At 71.8% G+C, this 22,344-nt stretch carries 18 protein-coding genes; 12 read left to right on the top strand and 6 right to left on the bottom strand.

Annotated features, from left to right (window positions below):
* The first annotated feature begins 1 nt into the window (after position 1).
* From ACZ51D_RS05515 to ACZ51D_RS05480, 8 genes are all read left to right on the top strand, one after another.
* Positions 2-1,051 carry an ABC transporter ATP-binding protein gene (locus tag ACZ51D_RS05515; protein WP_360499917.1) on the top strand — a complete coding sequence of 350 codons (1,050 nt, stop codon included), beginning with the start codon at positions 2-4 and terminating at the stop codon, positions 1,049-1,051.
* Complete coding sequence (locus ACZ51D_RS05510) at positions 1,044-2,060, top strand: ABC transporter ATP-binding protein (RefSeq protein WP_465616837.1); 1,017 nt, start codon at positions 1,044-1,046, stop codon at positions 2,058-2,060. The genes ACZ51D_RS05515 and ACZ51D_RS05510 overlap by 8 nt, the downstream gene beginning before the upstream one ends.
* Positions 2,061-2,245: 185 nt before the next feature.
* The gene (locus tag ACZ51D_RS05505; RefSeq protein ID WP_465661278.1) at positions 2,246-3,868 is read left to right on the top strand and encodes a peptide ABC transporter substrate-binding protein; all 1,623 of its coding nucleotides are present in this window, start codon (positions 2,246-2,248) and stop codon (positions 3,866-3,868) included.
* Between the two features lie 110 nt (positions 3,869-3,978).
* A complete protein-coding gene (locus tag ACZ51D_RS05500; RefSeq protein WP_465616841.1) occupies positions 3,979-4,905 on the top strand; it encodes an ABC transporter permease in 927 nt (308 codons plus the stop codon).
* 76 nt (positions 4,906-4,981) lie between these two features.
* Positions 4,982-5,896 carry an ABC transporter permease gene (locus tag ACZ51D_RS05495; RefSeq protein WP_360500082.1) on the top strand — a complete coding sequence of 305 codons (915 nt, stop codon included), beginning with the start codon at positions 4,982-4,984 and terminating at the stop codon, positions 5,894-5,896.
* Between the two features lie 16 nt (positions 5,897-5,912).
* The gene (locus tag ACZ51D_RS05490) at positions 5,913-6,965 is read left to right on the top strand and encodes an ABC transporter ATP-binding protein (RefSeq protein WP_360499924.1); all 1,053 of its coding nucleotides are present in this window, start codon (positions 5,913-5,915) and stop codon (positions 6,963-6,965) included.
* Between the two features lie 25 nt (positions 6,966-6,990).
* Positions 6,991-8,076: an ABC transporter ATP-binding protein gene (locus ACZ51D_RS05485; protein ID WP_465616903.1), complete on the top strand. Its 1,086-nt coding sequence runs from the start codon at positions 6,991-6,993 to the stop codon at positions 8,074-8,076.
* A gap of 163 nt (positions 8,077-8,239) precedes the next feature.
* Positions 8,240-9,289: an ABC transporter ATP-binding protein gene (locus tag ACZ51D_RS05480; RefSeq protein ID WP_465616843.1), complete on the top strand. Its 1,050-nt coding sequence runs from the start codon at positions 8,240-8,242 to the stop codon at positions 9,287-9,289.
* Positions 9,290-9,311: 22 nt separating this feature from the next.
* Here the strand turns inward: ACZ51D_RS05480 and ACZ51D_RS05475 are convergent, their stop codons facing one another.
* From ACZ51D_RS05475 to ACZ51D_RS05455, 5 genes are all read right to left on the bottom strand, one after another.
* The gene (locus tag ACZ51D_RS05475) at positions 9,312-11,030 is read right to left on the bottom strand and encodes an ABC transporter family substrate-binding protein (protein WP_465661277.1); all 1,719 of its coding nucleotides are present in this window, start codon (positions 11,028-11,030) and stop codon (positions 9,312-9,314) included.
* 121 nt (positions 11,031-11,151) lie between these two features.
* On the bottom strand, positions 11,152-13,467 hold the full coding sequence (locus ACZ51D_RS05470) for a peptidoglycan binding domain-containing protein (protein WP_465616847.1): 2,316 nt from the start codon (positions 13,465-13,467) through the stop codon (positions 11,152-11,154).
* A gap of 243 nt (positions 13,468-13,710) precedes the next feature.
* Positions 13,711-14,169: a DUF6113 family protein gene (locus ACZ51D_RS05465; protein WP_465616849.1), complete on the bottom strand. Its 459-nt coding sequence runs from the start codon at positions 14,167-14,169 to the stop codon at positions 13,711-13,713.
* Positions 14,169-15,074, bottom strand: coding sequence for an N-acetyl-1-D-myo-inositol-2-amino-2-deoxy-alpha-D-glucopyranoside deacetylase (gene mshB, locus ACZ51D_RS05460; RefSeq protein WP_465616851.1), 906 nt, complete (start codon positions 15,072-15,074; stop codon positions 14,169-14,171). The genes ACZ51D_RS05465 and mshB overlap by 1 nt, the downstream gene beginning before the upstream one ends.
* Before the next feature lie 31 nt (positions 15,075-15,105).
* Positions 15,106-15,300 (bottom strand): DUF2304 family protein, encoded by a 195-nt coding sequence (locus tag ACZ51D_RS05455; RefSeq protein ID WP_360499936.1) that lies wholly within the window; start codon positions 15,298-15,300, stop codon positions 15,106-15,108.
* Positions 15,301-15,612: 312 nt separating this feature from the next.
* Here ACZ51D_RS05455 and ACZ51D_RS05450 point away from each other — a divergent pair, with 312 nt between their 5' ends.
* The 4 genes from ACZ51D_RS05450 (at position 15,613) to ACZ51D_RS05435 (ending at position 20,933) form a co-directional block, all read left to right on the top strand.
* Complete coding sequence (locus tag ACZ51D_RS05450) at positions 15,613-17,766, top strand: S9 family peptidase (protein WP_465616853.1); 2,154 nt, start codon at positions 15,613-15,615, stop codon at positions 17,764-17,766.
* Positions 17,767-17,953: 187 nt separating this feature from the next.
* Positions 17,954-18,949, top strand: a complete 996-nt coding sequence (locus ACZ51D_RS05445) for an ABC transporter ATP-binding protein (protein WP_465616855.1) — start codon at positions 17,954-17,956, stop codon at positions 18,947-18,949.
* On the top strand, positions 18,946-19,668 hold the full coding sequence (locus ACZ51D_RS05440) for an ABC transporter permease (RefSeq protein ID WP_465616857.1): 723 nt from the start codon (positions 18,946-18,948) through the stop codon (positions 19,666-19,668). The genes ACZ51D_RS05445 and ACZ51D_RS05440 overlap by 4 nt, the downstream gene beginning before the upstream one ends.
* An 8-nt stretch (positions 19,669-19,676) precedes the next feature.
* Complete coding sequence (locus tag ACZ51D_RS05435; RefSeq protein ID WP_465616859.1) at positions 19,677-20,933, top strand: sensor histidine kinase; 1,257 nt, start codon at positions 19,677-19,679, stop codon at positions 20,931-20,933.
* On the opposite strand, the gene ACZ51D_RS05430 is transcribed toward ACZ51D_RS05435, so the two are convergent.
* Positions 20,934-22,343, bottom strand: a complete 1,410-nt coding sequence (locus ACZ51D_RS05430) for a sensor histidine kinase (protein ID WP_465616861.1) — start codon at positions 22,341-22,343, stop codon at positions 20,934-20,936.
* Position 22,344: the final 1 nt, after the last annotated feature.

The raw sequence follows: 22,344 nt of genomic DNA, 5'->3' as shown, positions 1-22,344 counted from the left end.
GATGACCACCGTGATCGAGAACAACCAGAAGAACGATCGTCTCGAAGTCGGAACCCCGCTCCTGGAGGTCAAGGACCTCCACGTGGAGTTCCACACCCGGGACGGGATCGCCAAGGCCGTGAACGGGGTCAACTACTCCGTCGCGGCGGGCGAGACGCTCGCCGTGCTCGGTGAGTCCGGCTCCGGCAAGTCCGTGACGGCGCAGACCATCATGGGCATCCTGGACATGCCCCCGGGCAAGGTGACCCAGGGCGAGATCCTGTTCCGCGGCCAGGACATGCTCAAGATGAGCAACGAGGGACGCCGGAAGATCCGCGGCCAGAAGATCGCGATGATCTTCCAGGACGCGCTCTCCGCCCTCAACCCCGTGCTCAGCGTCGGCTACCAGCTCGGCGAGATGTACCGGGTGCACCAGGGCGCCTCCAAGAAGGAGGCGAAGGAGAAGGCCATCGAGCTGATGGACCGGGTGCGCATCCCCGCCGCCCGGCAGCGGGTGAACGACTACCCGCATCAGTTCTCCGGTGGTATGCGCCAGCGCATCATGATCGCGATGGCGCTCTCCCTGCAGCCCGACCTGATCATCGCCGACGAGCCCACCACCGCCCTGGACGTGACCGTCCAGGCCCAGGTGATGGACCTGCTCGCCGAGCTGCAGGCCGAGTACAACATGGGTCTGATCCTGATCACCCACGACCTCGGCGTGGTCGCCGACGTCGCGGACAAGATCGCCGTGATGTACGCGGGCCGGATCGTGGAGACCGCCCCGGTGCACGAGCTGTACGCGAACCCCGCGCACCCGTACACCAAGGGCCTGCTCCGCTCCATCCCGCGCCTGGACCAGAAGGGCCAGGAGCTGTACGCGATCAAGGGCCTGCCCCCGAACCTGCTGAAGGTCCCGGCCGGCTGCGCGTTCAACCCCCGCTGCGATGTCGCCACCGACCTGTGCCGCACCGAGATCCCGGCGCTGCACCACGTGACGGACAAGGACGGCAAGGAGCTCACCGGCCGCCGCAGCGCGTGCCACCTCTGGAAGGAGACCCTCCATGGCTGAGAAGATCCTGGAGGTCAAGGACCTGGTCAAGCACTACCCGCTGACCCAGGGCATCCTGCTCAAGAAGCAGGTCGGCGCCGTCAAGGCGGTCGACGGCATCTCCTTCGACCTGGAGAAGGGTGAGACGCTCGGCATCGTCGGCGAGTCCGGCTGTGGCAAGTCCACGCTGGCCAAGGTGCTGATGAACCTGGAGCGGGCCACCTCCGGCCAGGTGCTGTTCAAGGGTGAGGACATCTCCACGCTGTCCGGCTCGGCGCTGAAGGCCGTCCGCCGGAACATCCAGATGGTCTTCCAGGACCCGTACACCTCGCTCAACCCGCGCATGACGGTCGGCGACATCATCGGTGAGCCGTTCGAGATCCACCCCGAGGTGGCGCCCAAGGGTGACCGCCGCAAGGCCGTCCAGGACCTGCTGGACGTCGTGGGTCTGAACCCGGAGTACATCAACCGGTACCCGCACCAGTTCTCCGGCGGCCAGCGCCAGCGCATCGGCATCGCCCGCGGTCTCGCGCTCAAGCCCGAGATCATCATCTGCGACGAGCCGGTCTCCGCCCTGGACGTGTCCGTCCAGGCGCAGGTGATCAACCTGCTGGAGCAGCTGCAGGGCGAGTTCGGGCTCTCCTACATGTTCATCGCGCACGACCTCTCCATCGTCCGGCACATCTCCGACCGCGTCGGCGTGATGTACCTGGGCAAGATGGTCGAGATCGGCACCGACGAGCAGATCTACGAGAACGCCACCCACCCGTACACCCAGGCGCTGCTCTCCGCGGTTCCGGTGCCGGACCCGACGGCGCGCGAGGCCCGCGACCGGATCATCCTGACCGGTGACATCCCCTCGCCGGCCAACCCGCCGTCCGGCTGCCGCTTCCGCACCCGCTGCTGGAAGGCGGAGGACCGCTGCGCCGAGGAGATCCCGCTGCTCGCGGTGCCCTCGGTGCTGAAGGGCGCGGCCGCGCACGACACGGCCTGCCACTTCCCCGAGGTCCGGGAGCAGGCCGCGGCCTGACCCCCGCTCTCCCCGGAAGGGCCCGTGGCTTCCCGCCACGGGCCCTTCCGTCATGCTGTGGATCCGGCGCCGCGTCAACTCCGCAGGGGGTCACGGCACCCGTCCGGGTGTACCCGACTCGCGCCGTCGCCGGGGCGCGCTTCTCATGGGGTGTGATGCGACACACACCATGAGGAGGGACCTCCATGCCCGTAGCCGCCCGCGCTCGTTGGGTCCTCGCCGTTGCGACGTCCGTGGCCCTGGTGGCCACCGGGTGCAGCAGCGGCGGCGGAGGCAGCGGCAGCTCGTCGGACACCAGCAAGACGTTCAGTTACCAGAGCAACGAGCCGCAGAACCCGCTGCAGCCCGCCAACGCGAACGAGGTCGGCGGCGGTCGCATCATCCAGAACCTCTTCAAGGGGCTGGTCGACTACAACCCCAGCAACGCCCAGCTCCGCATGCAGGTCGCGAGCGCGATCGACACCAGCGACTCCCAGACCTTCACCGTCACGCTGAACGACGGCTGGACGTTCCACGACGGCACCCCCGTGCAGGCCAAGAACTTCGTCGACGCCTGGAACTGGGCCGCCAGCCCGGCGAACAACCAGATCAACAGCTCCTGGTTCTCGGACATCGAGGGCTACCAGGACGTCCACCCGGCCACCGGCAGTCCGACCGCGGCCAAGATGTCCGGGCTGACCGTCACGGACAACCTGCACTTCACCATCAAACTGAACCACAAGGTCTCGTACTTCGAGTACAAGCTCGGCTACATCGCCTTCTCGCCGCTGCCGGACGCCTTCTTCAACGACCCGGCCGGGTACGGGCAGAAGCCGGTGGGCAACGGCCCGTACCAGTTCGTCAGCTGGGCGCACAACACCCAGGTGGTCACCAAGTCCTACCCGGGCTACAAGGGCGTGGACAAGCCGAAGAACGGCGGCATCGTCTTCAAGATGTACACCACGTCCGAGGCCGCCTACGCCGACCTGCAGTCCAACAACCTCGACGTGATGGACCAGGTCCCGCCGTCCGCGCTGGCGACGTACAAGAGCGACCTCGGCGACCGGGCGGTGGACTCCCCGCAGGGTGCCATCCAGAACATCGGCTTCACGCTCTACCAGGCCGACTGGGCCGCGCCCGAGAAGGCCCAGGTGCGTCAGGGCCTGTCGATGGCCATCGACCGCGCGACCATCACCAAGACCGTGTTGCAGGGCTCCCGGGTGCCGGCCAGCGCCTGGGTCGCCGAGGGCGTCCAGGGCTACAAGGCCGGAACCTGCGGGGACTTCTGCAACTTCGACGTCGCCAAGGCCAAGCAGCTGATCCAGCAGGGCGGCGGCGTCCCCGGCAACAAGGTGCTGATCACCTACAACGCGGACGGCGGCCACAAGGAGTGGGTCGACGCGGTCTGCAACTCGATCCGGCAGAACACCGGCGTCGACTGCCTCGGCGACCCGAAGCCGGACTTCAAGACCGCCCGCCAGGCCATCACCTCGCACCAGCTCGACGGCGCGTTCCGCACCGGCTGGGTCCAGGACTACCCCCTGAACGCCAACTTCCTGGCCGACGTGTACCGCACCGGTGCCGCCTCCAACGACACCGGCTACAGCAACCCCCAGTTCGACCAGCTGTCCACCCAGGCCGACGAGGCCCCGAGCGTCAGCGACTCGACGACCGGTTACCAGCAGGCCGAGGCCGTGCTCGCGTCCGGCATGCCGACCATCCCCCTCTGGTACTACCGCACCAACTCGGGCTACTCGACCAAGGTGCAGAACGTGAAGTTCGACTCCTTCGGCAACCCGGCCTGGACGCAGGTCGAGGTCAAGGGCTGACGCCCCGGCCCTGATCCCCTCGCGCCGGCCCCGCCCTCCCCGCACGGAGGGCGGGGCCCGGTCTCCCGGCCGACCGGCCCCCCGGTCGGGCACCTAGGAAGGAGGCCCGGATGGGCAGTTACGTGCTGCGGCGGGTGCTGCAGATGATTCCGGTGTTCTTCGGCACCACGTTCCTGATCTTCGTGATGGTCTACACGCTGCCGGGCGACCCGGTGGTGGCGCTGTTCGGCGAGAAGGCCGCCGACCCGTCCGTGGTCGCGAGCATCAAGCACACGTACTACCTGGACCAGCCGGTCTGGAAGCAGTACCTGCACTACATGGGGAACCTCTTCCAGGGGGACTTCGGCACCAGCTTCACCGGCCGCCCGGTCGCCGACATCATGGCGGACGCCTTCCCGGTCACCATCCGGCTGGCACTGCTGGCCTTCGTCTTCGAGATCGTCGTGGGCCTCGCCTTCGGCGTGGTCTCCGGGCTGAAGCGCGGCAGCATCGCGGACACCCTGGTGCTGGTCCTGACCCTGGTGGTGATCTCGATCCCGGTCTTCGTGCTCGCCTACATCGCCCAGACGGTGTTCGCCACCAACCTGGGCTGGGTCACGCCGACGGTGCAGGACAGCTACGACCTCACCCAGCTGGTCCTGCCGGCGGTCGTCCTGGCCTCGCTCTCGCTCGCGTTCGTCGCCCGGCTCACCCGGACCTCCATCGGCGAGAACCTGCGGGCCGACTACATCCGCACCGCGACCGCCAAGGGCCTGCCCCGGCGGACCATCATCACCCGCCACCTGCTGCGCAACTCGCTGATCCCCGTGGTCACCTTCCTGGGCACCGACCTCGGCGCGCTGATGGGCGGTGCGATCGTCACCGAGGGCATCTTCAACGTGCAGGGCATCGGCAACGTCCTGTACCGGGCGATCAACCAGAAGGAAGGTCCGACCGTGGTCGGCATCGTGACCGTGCTGGTGATCATCTACCTGATCGCCAGCCTGCTCGTCGACCTGCTCTACGCGGTCCTGGACCCGAGGATCCGCTATGCCTGACGTCCACGACGAGGACTCGTACGAACCGCATCCGAAGCCGGGCGTCTCGCACCTCGACTACGCGGGGGAGCAGGGCATGGCGGTCGAACAGGAAACCCTGATCGAACCCGACGCGGAGAAGCGGGAGGAGGCCCGCAGCCTCTGGGGCGACGCATGGCGGGACCTGCGGCGGCGGCCGATCTTCCTGATCTCGGTGCTGCTGATCGTCCTGCTGGTGCTCATGGCGATCTTCCCGTGGGCCTTCACCGACGCCAACCCGCGCAAGGCCGACCTGGTGCACGACTACCTCAAGCGGCCCGACTGGACGGACTTCTTCGGCGCCGGCTGGTTCGGCTACGACGCCCAGGGGCGGTCCATCTACGCCCGGGTGATCTACGGCGCCCGCGCCTCGATCACCGTCGGCATCGTCGTGACCGCCGGGGTCACCCTGCTCGGCGGGCTGACCGGCATGGTCGCCGGGTACTTCGGCGGAGCCGTCGACGCGGTGATCTCCCGGATCATCGACATCTTCTTCGGCATCCCGCTGCTGCTCGGCGCCCTGGTCCTGTTGAACGGGTTCGCCAGCCGTACGGTCTGGGCCGTGGTGTTCGCGCTGGTCGTCCTCGGCTGGACCCAGATCGCCCGCGTCATGCGCGGCGCGGTGCTGACCGTCAAGCAGTCCGACTACGTGGTGGCGGGCCGGGCGCTCGGGGCCGGGACCGGGCGGCTGATGCTCCGGCACATCCTGCCGAACGCGGTCGCGCCGGTGATCGTGGTGGCGACCATCGCGCTCGGCGGCTACATCGCGACCGAGGCGACGCTGAGCTTCCTCGGCATCGGCCTGCAGGAACCGACCATCTCCTGGGGCATCGACATCTCCTCCGCCCAGAAGGTGATCCGGACCGCGCCGTACGTGATGTTCTTCCCGGCCGCGGCACTGTCCATCACCGTGCTGGCCTTCATCATGATGGGCGACGCGGTGCGCGACGCCCTCGATCCGAAGCTTCGCTGAGCGAGGGGAGCACACCGTGGGTACAGCGGCGCAGACCACCGAGCGCGAGCGCGGGACCCCGTACGAGGGGCCGCTGCTCGACGTGCGGGACCTGCACGTCGAGTTCGTCACCAGGGACGGCGTCGCCAGGGCCGTGAACGGGGTCAACTACTCCGTCTCGGCCGGCGAGACGCTGGCCGTGCTGGGCGAGTCGGGCTCCGGCAAGTCGGTGACCGCGCAGGCGATCATGGGCATCCTGGACATGCCGCCCGCCCGGATCCCGCGCGGCGAGATCCGCTTCCGGGGCCAGGACATGCTGAAGATGAGCAAGGAGGAGCGGCGCAGGATCCGCGGTGGGCGGATCGCGATGATCTTCCAGGACGCGCTGTCCTCCCTGAACCCGGTGCTGTCGGTGGGCTTCCAGCTCGGCGAGATGTTCCGGGCCCACCGGGGCGTCTCCCGCAAGGAGGCGAAGGACAAGGCCGTCGAGCTGATGGACCGGGTGCGCATCCCGGCAGCCAAGGACCGGGTGAACGATTACCCGCACCAGTTCTCGGGCGGTATGCGCCAGCGCATCATGATCGCGATGGCGCTGGCGCTGGAGCCGGACCTGATCATCGCGGACGAGCCCACCACCGCCCTGGACGTCACCGTGCAGGCCCAGGTGATGGACCTGCTGGCCGAGCTCCAGGCCGAGTTCCACATGGGTCTGATCCTGATCACCCACGACCTGGGCGTGGTCGCCGACGTCGCGGACAAGATCGCCGTGATGTACGCCGGCCGCATCGTCGAGACGGCCCCGGTCCACGACCTGTACGCGCGCCCCGCGCACCCGTACACCCGGGGCCTGCTGGACTCCATCCCACGGCTGGACCAGAAGGGCCAGGAGCTCTACGCCATCAAGGGCCTGCCGCCCAACCTGCTGCGGATCCCCACGGGCTGCGCCTTCAACCCGCGCTGCCCGCGCGCGCAGGACATCTGCCGGGCCCAGGTGCCGGAGCTGTTCCCCGTCACCGAGGACGACGGGACACCGCTGGAGGGGCGCGGCAGCGCCTGCTTCTTCTGGAAGGAGACCCTCCATGACCGCTAACGGGGCCAGCACACTGGGCGCGGCGATGCCGGAGGAGGTCGCCTTCACCCAGGAGGTGCCGCGCGGCGAGCCGATCCTCGAAATCCGGGACCTGGTCAAGTACTTCCCGCTGACCCAGGGTGTCCTGTTCAGGAAACAGGTCGGCGCCGTCAAGGCGGTCGACGGGGTCAGCTTCGACCTGATGCAGGGTGAGACGCTCGGTATCGTCGGCGAGTCCGGCTGCGGGAAGTCCACGCTGGCCAAGGTGCTGATGAACCTGGAGCCGGCCACTGCGGGCTCGGTCCGGTACAAGGGGGAGGAGATCTCCCGGCTGTCCGGCGCGGCGCTGAAGGCCGTCCGCCGGAACATCCAGATGGTCTTCCAGGACCCGTACACCTCGCTGAACCCGCGCATGACGGTCGGCGACATCATCGGTGAGCCGTTCGAGATCCACCCCGAGGTGGCGCCCAGGGGCGACCGCCGCAAGGCCGTCCAGGACCTGCTGGATGTGGTCGGGCTCAACCCGGAGTACATCAACCGGTACCCGCACCAGTTCTCCGGCGGCCAGCGCCAGCGCATCGGCATCGCCCGCGGTCTCGCGCTCAAGCCGGAGATCATCATCTGCGACGAGCCGGTCTCAGCCTTGGACGTGTCCGTGCAGGCGCAGGTGATCAACCTGCTGGAGCAGCTGCAGGGCGAGTTCAACCTGTCGTACATGTTCATCGCGCACGACCTCTCCATCGTCCGGCACATCTCCGACCGGGTCGGCGTGATGTACCTCGGGCGGATGGTCGAGATCGGCAGCGACGCGGAGATCTACGACCACGCCACCCACCCGTACACCCAGGCGCTGCTCTCCGCGGTGCCCGTACCGGACCCGACGGCGCGCGAGTCCCGGGACCGGATCGTCCTCACCGGGGACGTGCCCTCGCCGGCCAACCCGCCGTCGGGCTGCCGCTTCCGCACCCGCTGCTGGAAGGCGCAGCAGCGGTGCGAGGTCGAGGTGCCGCTGCTCGTCGCGCCGTCCTGGCTGGCCGGGGCGGCGTCCCACGACTCGGCGTGTCATTTCGCTGCGGAGCGCGAAAGTGAGCAGAGCGCCGCGGAGCGCGAGAACGGGCAGGGCGCCGACTGAAGGTTTCGCCCCAAGGGCGCGTCCTCGTGTCGGGGGCGCGCCCTTGGCCGTCCGTCCCGTGATGGAAAAGAGATCTGCCGCAGGCTCGCCAAGTGCGGCCCGGTCCTTGATAGTTGCTCTGCGCCTATCGATGCTCGCTGCTGCGCGGAGGAGGGCTGCCCACATGGACGCGGTGGAGGTGATCGGCGGCGGACGGGAGGGCCTGGAGCCAGGGACCCCGTTGCTGGAGGTCGAGGATCTGCACGTGGAGTTCCACACCCGGGACGGCGTCGCCAAGGCCGTCAACGGGGTGAGCTACGCGGTGTCGGCCGGCGAGACGCTGGCGGTGCTGGGGGAGTCCGGCTCCGGCAAGTCGGTGACGGCGCAGGCCGTCATGGGCATCCTGGACATGCCGCCGGGGCGGATCACCTCGGGGCGGGTCCTGTTCCGCGGCGAGGACCTGCTGACCATGAGTGCCAACGCCCGGCGGGCCGTGCGGGGCCGGCGGATCGCGATGATCTTCCAGGACGCGCTGTCCGCGCTCAACCCCGTGCTCAGCGTGGGGTACCAGCTGGGCGAGATGTTCCGGACGCACCACGGCGTCACTCGCAAGGAGGCCCGGGAGAAGGCCGTCGAGCTGATGGAGCGGGTGCGCATCCCGGCCGCCCGGCAGCGCGTCGGCGACTTCCCGCACCAGTTCTCCGGCGGTATGCGCCAGCGCATCATGATCGCGATGGCGCTGGCCCTGGAGCCGGACCTGATCATCGCCGACGAGCCCACCACGGCCCTGGACGTGACCGTCCAGGCCCAGGTGATGGACCTGCTGGCCGAGCTGCAGACCGAGTTCCACATGGGCCTGATCCTGATCACCCACGACCTGGGCGTGGTCGCCGACGTCGCGGACAAGATCGCGGTGATGTACGCGGGCCGGATCGTGGAGACCGCCCCGGTGCACGAGCTGTACGCGCGCCCGGCCCACCCGTACACCCGGGGCCTGCTGGACTCCATCCCGCGCCTGGACCAGAAGGGCCAGGACCTGCACGCCATCAAGGGCCTGCCGCCCAACCTGCTGCGGATCCCGGAGGGCTGCGCCTTCAACCCCCGCTGCGACCGGGCGCAGGACCGATGTCGGAGCGAACTCCCGCTGCTGGTGCCGGTGGCGGGCGAGCACGGGGAGGAGCTGGCGGGCCGCCGCAGCGCCTGCCACTACTGGCGCGAGACGCTGCACGGCTGAGCCCGCCCGGCGGCCACCGCGGCTACTTCACGAAGCCGACGTTCTCCCAGACGATGTCGGACAGGCCCTGCGCGCCGATGTTTGCGAGGTCGGCGCGGGCGCCGTACAGCTGCGGGCGCTGGTAGAGCGGCAGGACCCCGGCCACCTTCCAGAGTTCGCCGTCGGCCTGGTTGATGGCTTCGGAGGTGGTGGCCGCGTCGGCCGCCGCGGCGGCCCGGTCGAGCGCGGCGTCGACCGCCGGGCTGCCTGCGCCGACGTGGTTGGTGCCGCCGTTCTGGACGAAGTTGGCGCGGTTGCCGCTGGCCGGGAAGGGGGTGCCGAGCAGCGAGTAGGCGGTGAGGTCGAAGTCGCTGCGGTTGATGTACTTGTCGAAGAACTCGTTGACGGGGGCGGTCACCGTGCTGACCTTGATCCCGACGTCCTTGAGCATCTTGGTGGTAGTGGCGGCCTCGTTCTGGGCCTGGGTGACGCCGACCGGGATGACCATCCGCAGGTTCAGCTCGCGGCCGTCCTTCTTGCGCACGTCGCCGTCGAGCTTCCAGCCGGCCGAGTCCAGCTTGCGGGCGGCCTCGGCGGGGTCGTAGCGGGCCAGGCCCAGCGAGTTGTCGCGGTAGCCGTTCTGGTTGGCGACCAGCAGGTGGTTGTTGAGCGGGACAGCGGGCCAGTCCAGGCCGTTGAGGTCGGAGCGGATGACGGCGTCCCGGTTGATCGCCTGGAACACGGCCTGGCGTACGGTCGCGTCGCTCAGCGCGGTGCTGCGGGCGTTCAGGGTGATCTGGCGGAAGTCCGGGCCGCCGGCCCGGCGTACGACGGCGCCCTTGGTGTTCCTGATGGTCTGGTAACCGGCCACGTCCGGGCCGTTGTTGACGAGGTCGAGTCGGCCCTTGGCGAAGGCGGCGGCCATCTCGTCGGGGAGCATCGCGTGGAAGACGATCCGGTCCAGCATCGGCTTGTCGCCCCACCACGCCGGGTCGGCGACCAGGGTGACGGTCTGCGCGGCGCGGTCGAGCTGCTCGACCTTGAACGGGCCGGCGGTGACCGGGATCGCGTCCAGGTAGGCGGTGTTGAACAGCTCCGGGGTGGAGATCCGGCCGGCCGGCAGCAGCGGGGCGTTGCCGGCGCCGTTGAACATCGACTGCCACTCCGAGAACGGCCGGTCGAAGGTCATCACGGCCTGGAAGTCGTCCTTGCCGCGCTCGACCGAGGAGACCAGCTCGAAGCCGGTGCTGCTGGACGGCTTGTAGGCCGGGTCCTTGCCGTTCAGGGCCCGCCAGTTGGCCTCGATGTCGCGCCAGGTGATCGGGGTGCCGTCGGACCAGTGGGCCTTCGGGTTGAGCGTCCAGGTGACCACCTGCCGGCCGTCCCTGAGCTCGGCGTGGGCCTCCTGCAGGTAGGCCGGGTTGACGGTCTGGGTGCCGGCGGCGTCCGAGCGGAAGAAGGTCGGCAGCAGCGGCTTGGTGACGGCGATGGTCGAGGACTCGCTGCCGTCGTTGTGGATCGGCGACCACTGGTGGGAGAACTGGGCGATCGCCAGGTTCAGGGTGCCGCCCTGGCGCAGCTGGCCGCGGTCGTGGGGGTTGATGTCGACCGAGGTGAGCTTGGGTGTGGCGGGGGCGGACGGCAGTGCGTCGGCGCCGTCGCCGCCCTGGCCGGAGGCGCAGGAGCAGAGCGTGAGCGAGAGGGTGAGGGCGGCGAGGCCGGCGAGCAGAGCCGTCCCGTGGTGCTGGAGGCGGCGGGCCATCGGCGTGCTCCCCGAGGTGGATGTGGCGGAAGGTGTGGCGTCACATCTTGCTGACCGGAAGGGGGAGTTGTCGAGGGGCGGGACCGGATGCGGGCCCGCCCCCCGACGGGAGGCCAGGACGTCAGACGGGGAACTTGAAGGTGCGGTCCTTGTCGCCGGTCTTGTCGAAGACCGAGGCGATGCCGTCCGCGACGTCCTGCGGGGTGATCGCGACGAGCTGGCCGTTCTTCTTGAACTTCATCTTGTCGAACACACCGCCCAGCTGGGCGGTGAGCGCGTCGAGGTCCCACTTGGGCACGATCTTGCCGGAGGCGTCCGGGACGAGCGTGAGCGCCTTGGAGGCGGTCTTCGCACCGAAGTCCCAGGGCTTGGTGCCGGCCAGGACGTGCACCTTGCCGCTGGCCACCTGCTTGCCGAGGCTGTCGGCGGCGGCCTGCAGGGCCTGGGTGGAGACCTTGGGCTGGGCGGCCGTGACGGCGAGGGCGATCGGCTGGTCGGGCTTGCCGGCCGCGCGGTCGCGGTAGGCCTGCTCGACCACGTCCAGGGCACTCGCCGAGTCGACCGCCTGGCCGGCCCGGCCGGGGACGACGACCGGCTCGCCGTTGTCGCCGAACTTGACGTAGCCCTCCTGCAGGCCCTGGCCCGAGCCGGCCGCCAGTGAGTCGAGGGCGGCCTTGAGCTTGGCCCGGTCGACCTTGACTTCCGGCGCGACGGCCTTGCTGCCGCCCTGGAGCGACTTGATGACGTCGACCGGGCTGTAGCTGTGCTGCGCCAGGTCGTCGACGGTGGCGGTGGTGTCGAAGCTCAGCCCGGCGACCGTCGGGTCGAGGTCCACGGCCTGGTCGCCGACCTTCAGCTTGAGCGGCTGCTGGCCGGCCTTGCCGACCGACTCGTCCAGCGAGTGGATCGCCTGGTCACGGCTGTTGCCGCCGATGTCGGTGCCGAGCACCACGGTGCCCTTGGGGACGTCGGACTGGTTGAGCATCAGGCCGGTGCCGTACGCGGCGGCGCCGAGGAACAGCACGCCGGCGATGCCGTAGACGCCCAGCTTGACCAGCTTCTTGCCGGCGCCGCGCTTGGCCTTGGCGGGTGCGGCGGCGGACTGGGCCTTGCCGGGAGCCGGGGACGGTGCCGGGGTGGGCGAGGGAGCGCCCTGGGCGGCCTCGGGCCGAGGGCCGGTGCCCGGGGCCGGCAGCGGGGTGACCTCGGTGACCTCGGGGTCGCGGCCGGGCTGCGGGCCCGCGCCGGGCGCGCCCGGGAAGAGCCCACCGGGGCCCATCGGGGCGGCGGGGCCGTCCTGGCCGGGGGCGGCCGGGCGCTGGGTGGCGAACGGGTCGGTGCCGGTCGGCGCCGAGGCGAACAGGCCCGGCTGCGAACGGCCGTCGGCACCGCGCGGGGCGCCGTTGCGGGGCGGGCCGGATATGCCGGCGGGCGGCGGGGTGTTCTCGCGGATCGGCTGGAAGCCGTCGACCGAGGTGTCCTCCGGGCTCGGCTCGGCGACCGGCGCACCCTGCGGGAGCGGACCGGTCGGGCGGCCGTTCGGCTGGAAGCCGTTCTGCGGGCCGCCCTGGCGGGGGCCGTTCTGCCGGGCGCCGTTCTGTCGCGCCCCGTTCTGCGGGGGACGGTTCTGCTGGGGGTGGCCGCCGCGCGGGCCGCGCGTGCCGGCGTCGGGACCGGGGGCCGGGGCGAACGGATCGGCGACGGGCGCGAAGGGATCCGCGACGTCGTAGATGCCGGGCTCCTCCGCCGGGGCCTCGGGACGGTACGGCGCGGCGGAGGCGGGGTTCGACGCCTTGCCCTGGGCGGGCACCGGACGGCCCTTCGGGGCGCCGTTGGCGCGGGCGGCGGCGCCCCCGGCCGGGCGGGCGCCCTGCGGCCGGGGCTCGGCGGCCGCGGCCTCCGGCGCGCTCGGGGCACCGGCCGGCACGGCGGCCGGGGCGGGCTCGGCGGCCGACGCCTTCTTCTGGCGCGGCCGGAACCACGCGCCGGTGGACTCGGACTCCGAGGTCGCCGGCGGGATCGGCGGGATCTGCCACTCCGGCGGCAGGTTCGGCGGGGTGGCCGTACCGGCGCCGCCCTCCATCACGCCGAGGACGGGCGAGGCCGGCGCGGAGCGGTGGCGCGGGCCGCCCTGCTCGGGGGCGGCGGCCGGGGCCTCCTCGGCGGGGGCGTCCTCGTTCTTGACGGTGCTGCGGACGACGACCGGCGGGATCGGACGCGAGCCGGGGATGTTGATCCGGACCCGGGTGGTCAGGGTGGTCTCGGTCTTCGGGCCGTCGTCCTCGCCGCCGTCCGCGGTGCCCTGGCCGGCACCGGCCGCGGCCCGGTCGCCGCCGGGAAGCCCCGGCGTGCCGTAGGGCGGGGTGCCCGACGGGTAGGCGTCCGGGCCCGTGCGCCGAGGCGTCGGGTGGGCGTTGTCAGATTCGCGGCTGCTCAATGCTGCTCTGCTCCGGGTTCGCGGGCGGGCCGTGTGGCGCGACCGCGGTTCGTGGTCGCCGGGCCCGGCTGGGGCGGGCGGCGGTCGGGTACGGCGTTCTGCGGGACCACCATACTGGGAAGAACTGAGCGGTGAACGGCTTCGGACAGATCCTGATACGTCCGGTTCCTCCGGTATGAGAGTAAGGCCGGGTACTCCTGACTGCGCGTCGTACGCGGTCCGGTACGCCGCGCTCGTCCGGGGTCAGCGCGGCGGGCCGGGCACCCCGGGGAACCAGCTGGTGCGGGTGGGCAGGGTGGCGCAGATCACGCCCAGCACCGAGCCGGCGAACAGCCAGGCCAGCGAGGTGGCGTTGGACCAAAGGACGTTGTCGCCCTCCGGCCGGGGCACGATCAGCAGCAGCATCGCCAGGAACCAGCCGGCCGCGGGCGCGCCCGCGCCGAGCCGGGTACCGGTGATCCGCAGGCCGCCGTAGAAGGTGGCGGCGGTCGCGGCGAGGGCGAGGAGGACTCCCACGGGCGGCCACAGGGCCTGCACAAAGGATCCGCAGATCGACACCGCGATGCCCAGCAGGAAGAACAGGACATAGGCCGCGATCCGGGCGGCGCGCGGGGGTTGAGGCTCGGCCAGCCGCTCGTCGCGGGTACCGAAGACGGTCGCCGGGATCGAGCGGCGCGGCGGCCGGGCGGCGGGCTTGCTCATCACATGTCCTCCCCGGCGCTCGCGGTGTCGTCGTCGAGGCCCGCGAACAGGTCGTCCTCCGGATCGCCGGGCCCGGCCTGGCCGTGCACCAACTGGTAGTACTCGGTGGCGAGCAGGGGCTGGCCGAGGTTGTTGGAGAGCGCGAAGAAGGCGCCGTCCACGGTGATCTGGGTGGCGTGCGCGGCCATCGCCGCCGCCTTGAGCCCGGCGTACGCGGCGCCGTCCAGCGCCGTGGTGACCGCCTCGTCGGCGACCACGCCGGGGACGTCGGACGGCTGGGACACGCCCGGGAAGGACGCCTTCGCGGCGGTCTCCGCGAGCCCGGCCTCGATCACCGAACGGGGCATCCGGTTCCAGTACACCTTGGCGATCCGCCAGGCCGGGCCCAGTTCGGGGCGGTACGCCGGGTCGGCGGCCAGCTCGTACGCGCGCATCGCGACCCGGTGTGCCTGGATGTGGTCCGGGTGCCCGTAGCCGCCGTTCTCGTCGTACGTGACCAGCACCTGCGGCCGCACCTCGCGGATCACCGCGACCAGGTGGCCGGCCGCCTCGTCCACGTCCGCGCGCCAGAAGCAGCCGGGCGCGTCGTTGTCGGGCACGCCCATCATCCCGGAGTCGCGGTAGCGGCCCGGGCCGCCGAGGAAGCGGGCGTCGGTGACGCCCAAGGCGCGCATCGCCTCGGTCAGCTCGCCGATCCGGTACGCGCCGAGAGTGTCGTCCCGATCGGCCGTCAGGTGGGCCAGCTCCGGGGGGATCACCTCGCCGCCCTCGCCGAGGGTGCAGGTCACCAGCGTGACCCGGGCGCCCTCGGCGGCGTACCGGGCCATGGTGGCGCCGTTGCCGATCGACTCGTCGTCGGGGTGCGCGTGCACCAGGAGGAGTCGGCGGCCGGTAGTCGCGGTCATGGGAGGAAGCCTAACCACCGGCTCGCGGGGGTCAGAGCTTCAGGCCGTTGATCATCCCGGCGAGGTTGCTGGTGACCTGGCTGATCGACGGGGCGATCGAGCTGGAGGCCAGGTAGAAGCCGAGGAGCCCGCAGACGATCGCGTGCCCCAGCTTCAGGCCGGAGCGGCGGATCAGGACCACCACGATGACCAGCATCAGCACGGCTGCGGAGATGTTCATGGCCATGTCGGCTCACACCCCTTCTCGGGCGCGCCACCCAGGGGGAGGGCGCGATGGGACGGTGCGGGACTGGGGCTGCGGGTGGCCGGGGCCCGGGACGGGGCCGACGATCACTCGCCTGACAAGTCATACCCGATGAGTAAGGGGAGCATTACATTCAGTGAGGCCTCGCGCGCCGGGGCACCGTGGCACTCACGGGGCGCATGGGCCGGTCGGAGGGGGTATCCGCCTCTTTGGGGTGTACTTCGCGACGATGCTCCGAACGAGTGATCACCAGCCTCCCGGCAGCGGCAGTTCGGCGTCGTAGGGTCTGGTGCCATGACCTCCCACACCCCTGCGGACACCTTCCCCCGGCAGTACGCGCGGACCCTGCGCTACACCGTCGGCGCGCCCCGCTCCTTCTCCGTCGCACCGGACGGCTCGCGGGTCGTCTTCCTCCGCTCGCGCTCCGGCAGCGACCGGGCCAACCTGCTCTGGACCCTCGACACCGCCACCGGCGAGGAGCGGATCGCCGCCGACCCGGCGGTCCTGCTCGGCGGCGGCGAGGAGGACCTGTCGCCGGCCGAGAGGGCCCGCCGCGAGCGCAGCCGCGAGAGCTCGGCCGGTGTCGTCGGCTACGCCCTGGACACGGCCGGCGGGCTGGCCGCCTTCGCCCTCTCCGGCCGCCTCTTCACCGCCGACCTGGCCGCCGGCACCACCGCCGAACTGCCCGCCCGCGGCCCGCTGCTGGACCCGCGGCCGTCCCCGGACGGCGCCTACGTCGCGTACGCCAACACCGTCGGCGAGCTGCGGCTGACCCGGACCGACGGCAGCGGCGACCGGGTGCTCGCCGAGCCGGACGGCCCGAACGTCACCTGGGGGCAGGCCGAGTTCATCGCCCAGGAGGAGATGGACCGCGACCGCGGCTTCTGGTGGTCCCCGGAGGGCGACCGGCTGCTGGTCGAGCGCGCCGACGACAGCCCGGTGCGCCGCTGGTGGATCGCCGACCCGGCCAACCCGGACCGCGAGCCCGCCGAGGTCGCCTACCCGGCGGCCGGCACCGCCAACGCCGAGGTCGGCCTCTGGGTGTTCGACCTGCACGGCGGACGCACCGAGGTGGTCTGGGACCGTACGGCCTTCCCGTACCTCGGCCGCGTGCACTGGTCGAAGGGCGGCGTGCCGCTGCTGCAGGTGCAGTCCCGCGACCAGCGCAGCCAGCGGATCCTCGGCCTGGACGTGGCCACCGGCACCACCGAGGTGCTGCACGAGGAGGAGGACGAGGCCTGGCTGGAGCTGTTCCGGGGCGTCCCGGCGTGGACCCCGGACGGCAAGCTGGTGCGGATCTCCGACGAGGGAGGGGTCCGGGCGCTGGTGGTCGGCGACCAGGCCGTCACCGGGGCCGACCTGCACCTGCGGTCGGTCGTCGCGGTCACCGAGGACGAGGTGATCTTCACCGCCTCCGGTGGCGCCACCGAGGCCGACCCCGAGCCCGGCTGGATCGCCGTCGGGCGGATCAGCCACGACGGCAAGCGGCTCGGCTGGGAGTCCTCCAACGGGCGGCCGTTCACCTCCGTCACCAGCGCCGTGCACGGTGGCGGGATCACCGTGCGGGCCACCGCCGAGCCGGACCTGCCCGGCACCCTGGTCCAGGTCGCCCGCGACCTGCCCGAGGGCGTGGTGGTCGACGACGTCGCCACCATCGCCTCCTACGCCGAGACCCCGGTCATCACCGCCCGCCCGGTCTTCCGCTTCGCCGGCGAGCGCCGCATCCCGGCCGCCGTCTTCCTGCCCACCGGCTACGACCGCGAGCGCGACGGCCTGCTGCCCGTCCTGATGGACCCGTACGGCGGACCGCACGGCCAGCGCGTTGTCCAGGCGCACAACCCGCACCTCAACTCGCAGTGGTTCGCCGACCAGGGCTTCGCGGTGGTCGTCGCCGACGGGCGCGGCACCCCCGGGCGCGGGCCGGCCTGGGAGAAGGCGATCGCCTCCGACTTCGCCGGGGCCACCCTGGACGACCAGGTGGAGGCGCTGCAGGCGCTCGCCGAGGAGTTCCCGCTGGACCTCGGCCGGGTCGCCATCCGCGGCTGGTCGTACGGCGGTTACCTCTCCGCGCTCGCCGTACTGCGCCGCCCGGACGTCTTCCACGCGGCGGTGTCCGGCGCCCCGGTGACCGACTGGGAGCTGTACGACACCCACTACACCGAGCGCTACCTGGGCGACCCGGCCGAGCGGCCCGAGGTGTACGCCGCCAACTCGCTGAGCGGGTACGCGGCCGGGCTGGAGCGCCCGCTGATGATCATCCACGGGCTGGCCGACGACAACGTGGTGGCCGCGCACACCCTGCGGCTCTCCTCGGCGCTGCTCGCCGCCGGGCGCCCGCACACCGTGCTGCCGCTGTCCGGTGTCACGCACATGACCCCGCAGGAGGAGGTCGCGGAGAACCTGCTGCTGCTCCAGGTCGACTTCGTGAAGCGCGCGCTGGGGGCGTGAGCCGAGAAAGCCCCTGACCTGCCCTTTCCGCGGCCGGTGCCCCTGACGGGGGTACCGGCCGCCGGCATGACATCCGTCATGCCGAAGGCACGACGGCGGACACTGCCGCCGGCACCCGCCCGCGCGGGACTCTGAGGTGGTGCGAACAGCACCGGACGCGACACCATCAGGGAAGAGGAGCCGGGCGATGGACACCGAGGTGGCCGCCTTCCGCGGCGTGCGCAAGAGCTACGGGCGAGTACGCGCCGTGGACGGACTGGACCTCGTGCTGCGGCCGGGCGAGACCGTCGCCCTGCTCGGCCCGAACGGCGCCGGGAAGTCCACCAGCCTGGACCTGCTGCTGGGACTGCGCGAGCCCGACCAGGGCAGCGTGACGCTCTTCGGCGGCACCCCACGGGCGGCGATCGAGACCGGCCGGGTCGGCGCGATGCTGCAGAGCGGCGGGCTGATGTCCGACGTCAAGGTGCGCGAGCTGGTCCAGCTCGCCTGCGACGTACACCCCCGCGGTCGGTCGGTCGCGGGGGTGCTGGCCGACGCGGGGGTCACGGAACTGGCGGAGCGCCGGGTCGACAAGCTGTCCGGAGGCCAGGAGCAGCGGGTCCGCTTCGCCCTGGCGATCGCGGGCGACAACGACCTGATCGTGCTGGACGAGCCCACCACCGGCATGGACGTCAGCGTCCGGCAGTCGTTCTGGGCGAGCATGCGGGCGCAGGCCGACGCCGGACGCACGGTGCTGTTCGCTACCCACTACCTGGAGGAGGCCGACTCGATCGCCGACCGCGTCCTGGTGCTGCACCGGGGCCGGCTGATCGCCGACGGCAGCTCCGCGGAGATCAAGGCGCGGGCCGGCGCCCGCCGGATCGCCTTCGAACTCCACGACGGCGACGGGCAGTTCGACGAAGGCCTGCTGCGCGCCCTGCCGGGGGTGCGGGCGCTGGACGTCACCGCCCGGATCCCCGGGGTGCGGACGGTGCGGATCCGCACCGCGGACGCCGACGCGAGCGTCGCCGGGCTCTACCGGGCGGGCCTGTACCCGCGCGGGCTGGAGGTCACCGGCGTGGGCCTGGAGCAGGCCTTCCTGACCATCACCGGCGAGCTGGACCGCGAGGACGCGGCCAACGACACCGCCGGCGACGCCGCTCACGACGCCGCTCACGACGCCGAGAAGGAGACCGTGCGATGACCACCCTGATCAAGCTGGAGATCCTGCGGACCCTCCGCAACCGGCGGTACCTGTTCTTCACCGTCGTCTACCCGGCGCTGATGTACATCTTCTTCATCCACGCCTACGGCGCCGCCAACCAGGCCGGCGGGCTGCCGGTGAAGACCTACTTCATGGTCTCGATGGCCACCTTCGGCGCGGTCGGCGCGGTGCTGACCGGCAGCGCGCAGCGGATCTCGCTGGAGCGCAAGAGCGGCTGGACCCGCCAGCTGCGGCTGACCGCCCTGCCCGGCCGGGCGTACACCGTCGGAAAGATCGCCGCGAGCTCGGTGACCACGCTGCCGGCGATCCTGGTGGTCTTCGCGGTCGGCGTCGCCCAGGGCGTCTCGCTCACCGTGCCGCAGTGGATCGGGCTGGGCGCCGCGCTGTGGCTGGGCAGCTTCGTCTTCGCGGCGCTCGGTGTTGCGCTCGGGTACGCGGCGGCGCCGGACGCGGTGCAGCCGGTCGTGATGATCACCTACATGGCGATGGCGCTGCTCGGCGGCACCTGGTTCCCGGTGAGCGGCTCGCTGGAGAAGTTCGCCCGGTTCAACCCGGTGTACCTGTACAACCACCTGGCCACCTTCACCCGGCCGGGGCAGTCCCTGGACACCGTCGCGGTCGCCGGGCTGGCCGGCTTCCTCGTGGTGTTCGTCGTCGCCGCGGCGGCCCTGTACCGCCGCGACACCCGCCAGGCATGATGATCGACATGAGCGACCCGCGTCAGACCCACCGCCCCGACGAGCGGCCGGAGGCGGGTGTGGCGCGTGCGTCGTTCATGAACGTCCCCGGCTCCCCGGTGGAGAGCCGGCGGCAGCTGCTGGTCAAGGTCGCCTGGATGCTGCTGTGGATGGTCTACCTGGCCTACCCGGTGAGCCGGCTGGTGAACGGCGAGCACGACACGGCCGCGCGGGTGCTCGGCTGGAGCTGCCTGGCGTTCTTTGTGGCCGGCTACGTCCTGCTGGTGATCTTCCGCTCGACCGGGGGAATGTGGCCGCGCGCCTGCCGGGTGGTCGTCGCGGTGATGGTGGTGCTCGCGATCGCGTGCGCCGTCGTGCTCGGCGAAGCCTTCCTGACCCTGTTCATCTACACCTCGGTGTGCGTCGCGGTCATCACACCGGCGCGGTACGCGCTGCGCGCCCTGGCCGCCATGGCCGCGCTGATCGCCGCCGTCGGCCTGCTCATCCACGCGAGTACGGACAACATCGCCACCTTCGCGCTCAGCGGGTTCCTCTCCGGCGTCGCGATGACCGGCCTGCAGCGGCTGGTCGCCACCATGAAGGAGCTGCGCGAGGCCCGGGCCGCCGTCGCGCACCTGGCCGCCTCCGAGGAGCGGCTGCGGCTCGCCCGCGACCTGCACGACCTGCTCGGGCACTCGCTCTCGCTGATCACCCTGAAGAGCGAGCTGGCCGGGCGGTTCATGGACGCCGGCAAGGACGAGGCGGCGCGGGCACAGGTCGCCGACATCGAGCAGGTCGCCCGGCAGTCGCTGATCGACGTCCGGGAGGCGGTGACCGGCTTCCGCCGTCCGACCCTGCCGGTCGAACTCGCCGCCGCCCGTACCGCGCTGGCCGCCGCCCAGGTCCGGCTGGAGGCCGCGCCGGAGCTGGTGGACAGCTGGCCGGGGCTGGCCAACGAGGAGGCGGGCGCGCTGGCCTGGGCGCTGCGCGAGGCCGTCACCAACATCATCCGGCACGGCGAGGGCGCCACCGTCTGCACCGTGACGGGGGACGAGAGCTGGGAGGCGAGCGGCGAGCGCTACGCCGTCCTGGAGATCGCCGACGACGGTCACGGGCCGGGCAAGTCCCAGCCGGGGAACGGGCTGTCCGGGCTGGAGGAGCGGCTGGCACTGGTCGGCGGGCGGCTGGAGGCCGGGGCGGGGGAGCGCGGGAAGGGCTTCCGGCTGCGCGCCTCGGTGCCGCTGCGGACGGTGTCCGCCGCGGCCGGGTCGTCGACGGCCGGCTAACTAGGCAGGCGGCAGCTCCAGTACGAAGCGGGCGCCGCGCGGGGCGTGGGCGACGCGCAGGGTGCCGCCGTGCCGGGTGGCGACGTCCGCGGCGATGGCCAGGCCCAGGCCGCTGCCGCCGGCGTCCCGGCTGCGGGCCTCGTCGAGCCGGGTGAACGGCTCGAAGATCCGTTCGCGGTCCTCCGGCGGCACGCCCGGGCCGTCGTCCCGGACCTCCAGGACGCAGCGGTGCGGGGTCTGCCGCGCGGACATCGCCACCTCGCCGGCCGCGTGCCGCTGGGCGTTGTCCAGCAGGTTGCGCACCAGCCGGTGCAGCCGGATCCGGCTGCCGCGCACCAGCACCGGGTCGGGCGCGTCCACCCGCAGGGCGAGCCGGGCGCCGAGGACCGGGCGGTACTGGTCGGCGAGTTCGCGCAGCACGGCGGACAGGTCGACGGTGGTGAGCCGGCCGGCCGTCGCCGGGTGGGTGCCCCGGGCCAGGAACAGCAGGTCCTCGGTGAGCTGTTGGAGGCGCTCGACCGAGGTGAGTGCCTCCCGGGTGGCGGCCGGCCAGTCGGTGTGCTCGGGGTGGGCCAGCGAGACCTCGAGGTTGGTGCGCAGGGCCGCGATCGGGCTGCGCAGCTCGTGCGAGGCGTCCGCGACGAAACGCTGCTGCTGGGCGGCCGAGCGCTCCAGCCGGTCCAGTGTGGCGTTGGTGGTCCGGGCCATCCGGCTGATCTCGTCCCCGGAGCGCGGCACCGGGACGCGGCGGTCCAGCCGGTGCTCGCCGATCTCGGCCAGCTCGGCGCGGATCGCGTCCACCGGGCGCAGCGCCCGGCTGGTCGCCGTCCAGACCATCAGCGCGACCAGCAGTGCGGCGGCGGGCACGCCGACCCGGAGCACCGGGTCGATGCTGCGCAGCGAGGCCTCGGCGCCGAACGGGGTGGCCAGCACGTACACCGTGAACGGGCCGACCATCGGTTTCGTCTGGTCGCCGTCCTTGCGCAGCAGCGGGCTCCAGCTGCCCATCGCGGTGAAGGTGCGCCCCGAGTAGCGGTTGGCGGCGGCCGAGCCCGCGGGGCCGATGGTGATCCGCTGGACGGTCTGCCACGCGTCCGGTGCCAGGCGCGGTACGACGGTCGGCGGCGGCCCGGTCAGGTGCTGGGTGGTCAGCGGGCCGCCCTTGATCAGCACCTGGCCGTCGCGGTCCAGCACCACGTACGGCAACTGCCCGCTGTCCGCGAGCTGTTGGCCGAACTTGTAGCCGCTGCTGATCTCCCGGGCCTGCGCCTTCGCCTCCGCCTGGGCGGCCTCCAGCTGGGCGTCGTACATGTGGCCGCGCAGCCACCAGGCGCCGCCGCCGAGCAGCAGCAGCGCCGCCAGGCCGGCCGCCAGTGAGGTGCGCAGGCGGGTCGAGAGACGGCCGAGCACG

Source organism: Kitasatospora sp. NPDC033851 (genome assembly GCF_055576085.1).
The sequence above is the reverse complement of the archived record's forward strand: the minus strand, read 5'-3'. Positions and strand labels throughout refer to the sequence as shown.

Excerpts from the sequence above, each read along its gene's own strand:
- ACZ51D_RS05515 (WP_360499917.1), top strand. The coding sequence starts at position 2 with ATGACCACCGTGATCGAGAACAACCAGAAGAACGATCGTCTCGAAGTC.
- ACZ51D_RS05510 (WP_465616837.1), top strand. The coding sequence starts at position 1,044 with ATGGCTGAGAAGATCCTGGAGGTCAAGGACCTGGTCAAGCACTACCCG.
- ACZ51D_RS05505 (WP_465661278.1), top strand. The coding sequence starts at position 2,246 with ATGCCCGTAGCCGCCCGCGCTCGTTGGGTCCTCGCCGTTGCGACGTCC.
- ACZ51D_RS05500 (WP_465616841.1), top strand. The coding sequence starts at position 3,979 with ATGGGCAGTTACGTGCTGCGGCGGGTGCTGCAGATGATTCCGGTGTTC.
- ACZ51D_RS05495 (WP_360500082.1), top strand. The coding sequence starts at position 4,982 with ATGGCGGTCGAACAGGAAACCCTGATCGAACCCGACGCGGAGAAGCGG.
- ACZ51D_RS05485 (WP_465616903.1), top strand. The coding sequence starts at position 6,991 with ATGCCGGAGGAGGTCGCCTTCACCCAGGAGGTGCCGCGCGGCGAGCCG.
- ACZ51D_RS05480 (WP_465616843.1), top strand. The coding sequence starts at position 8,240 with ATGGACGCGGTGGAGGTGATCGGCGGCGGACGGGAGGGCCTGGAGCCA.
- ACZ51D_RS05475 (WP_465661277.1), bottom strand. The coding sequence starts at position 11,030 with ATGGCCCGCCGCCTCCAGCACCACGGGACGGCTCTGCTCGCCGGCCTC.
- ACZ51D_RS05465 (WP_465616849.1), bottom strand. The coding sequence starts at position 14,169 with ATGAGCAAGCCCGCCGCCCGGCCGCCGCGCCGCTCGATCCCGGCGACC.
- mshB (WP_465616851.1), bottom strand. The coding sequence starts at position 15,074 with ATGACCGCGACTACCGGCCGCCGACTCCTCCTGGTGCACGCGCACCCC.
- ACZ51D_RS05455 (WP_360499936.1), bottom strand. The coding sequence starts at position 15,300 with ATGGCCATGAACATCTCCGCAGCCGTGCTGATGCTGGTCATCGTGGTG.
- ACZ51D_RS05450 (WP_465616853.1), top strand. The coding sequence starts at position 15,613 with ATGACCTCCCACACCCCTGCGGACACCTTCCCCCGGCAGTACGCGCGG.
- ACZ51D_RS05445 (WP_465616855.1), top strand. The coding sequence starts at position 17,954 with ATGGACACCGAGGTGGCCGCCTTCCGCGGCGTGCGCAAGAGCTACGGG.
- ACZ51D_RS05440 (WP_465616857.1), top strand. The coding sequence starts at position 18,946 with ATGACCACCCTGATCAAGCTGGAGATCCTGCGGACCCTCCGCAACCGG.
- ACZ51D_RS05435 (WP_465616859.1), top strand. The coding sequence starts at position 19,677 with ATGAGCGACCCGCGTCAGACCCACCGCCCCGACGAGCGGCCGGAGGCG.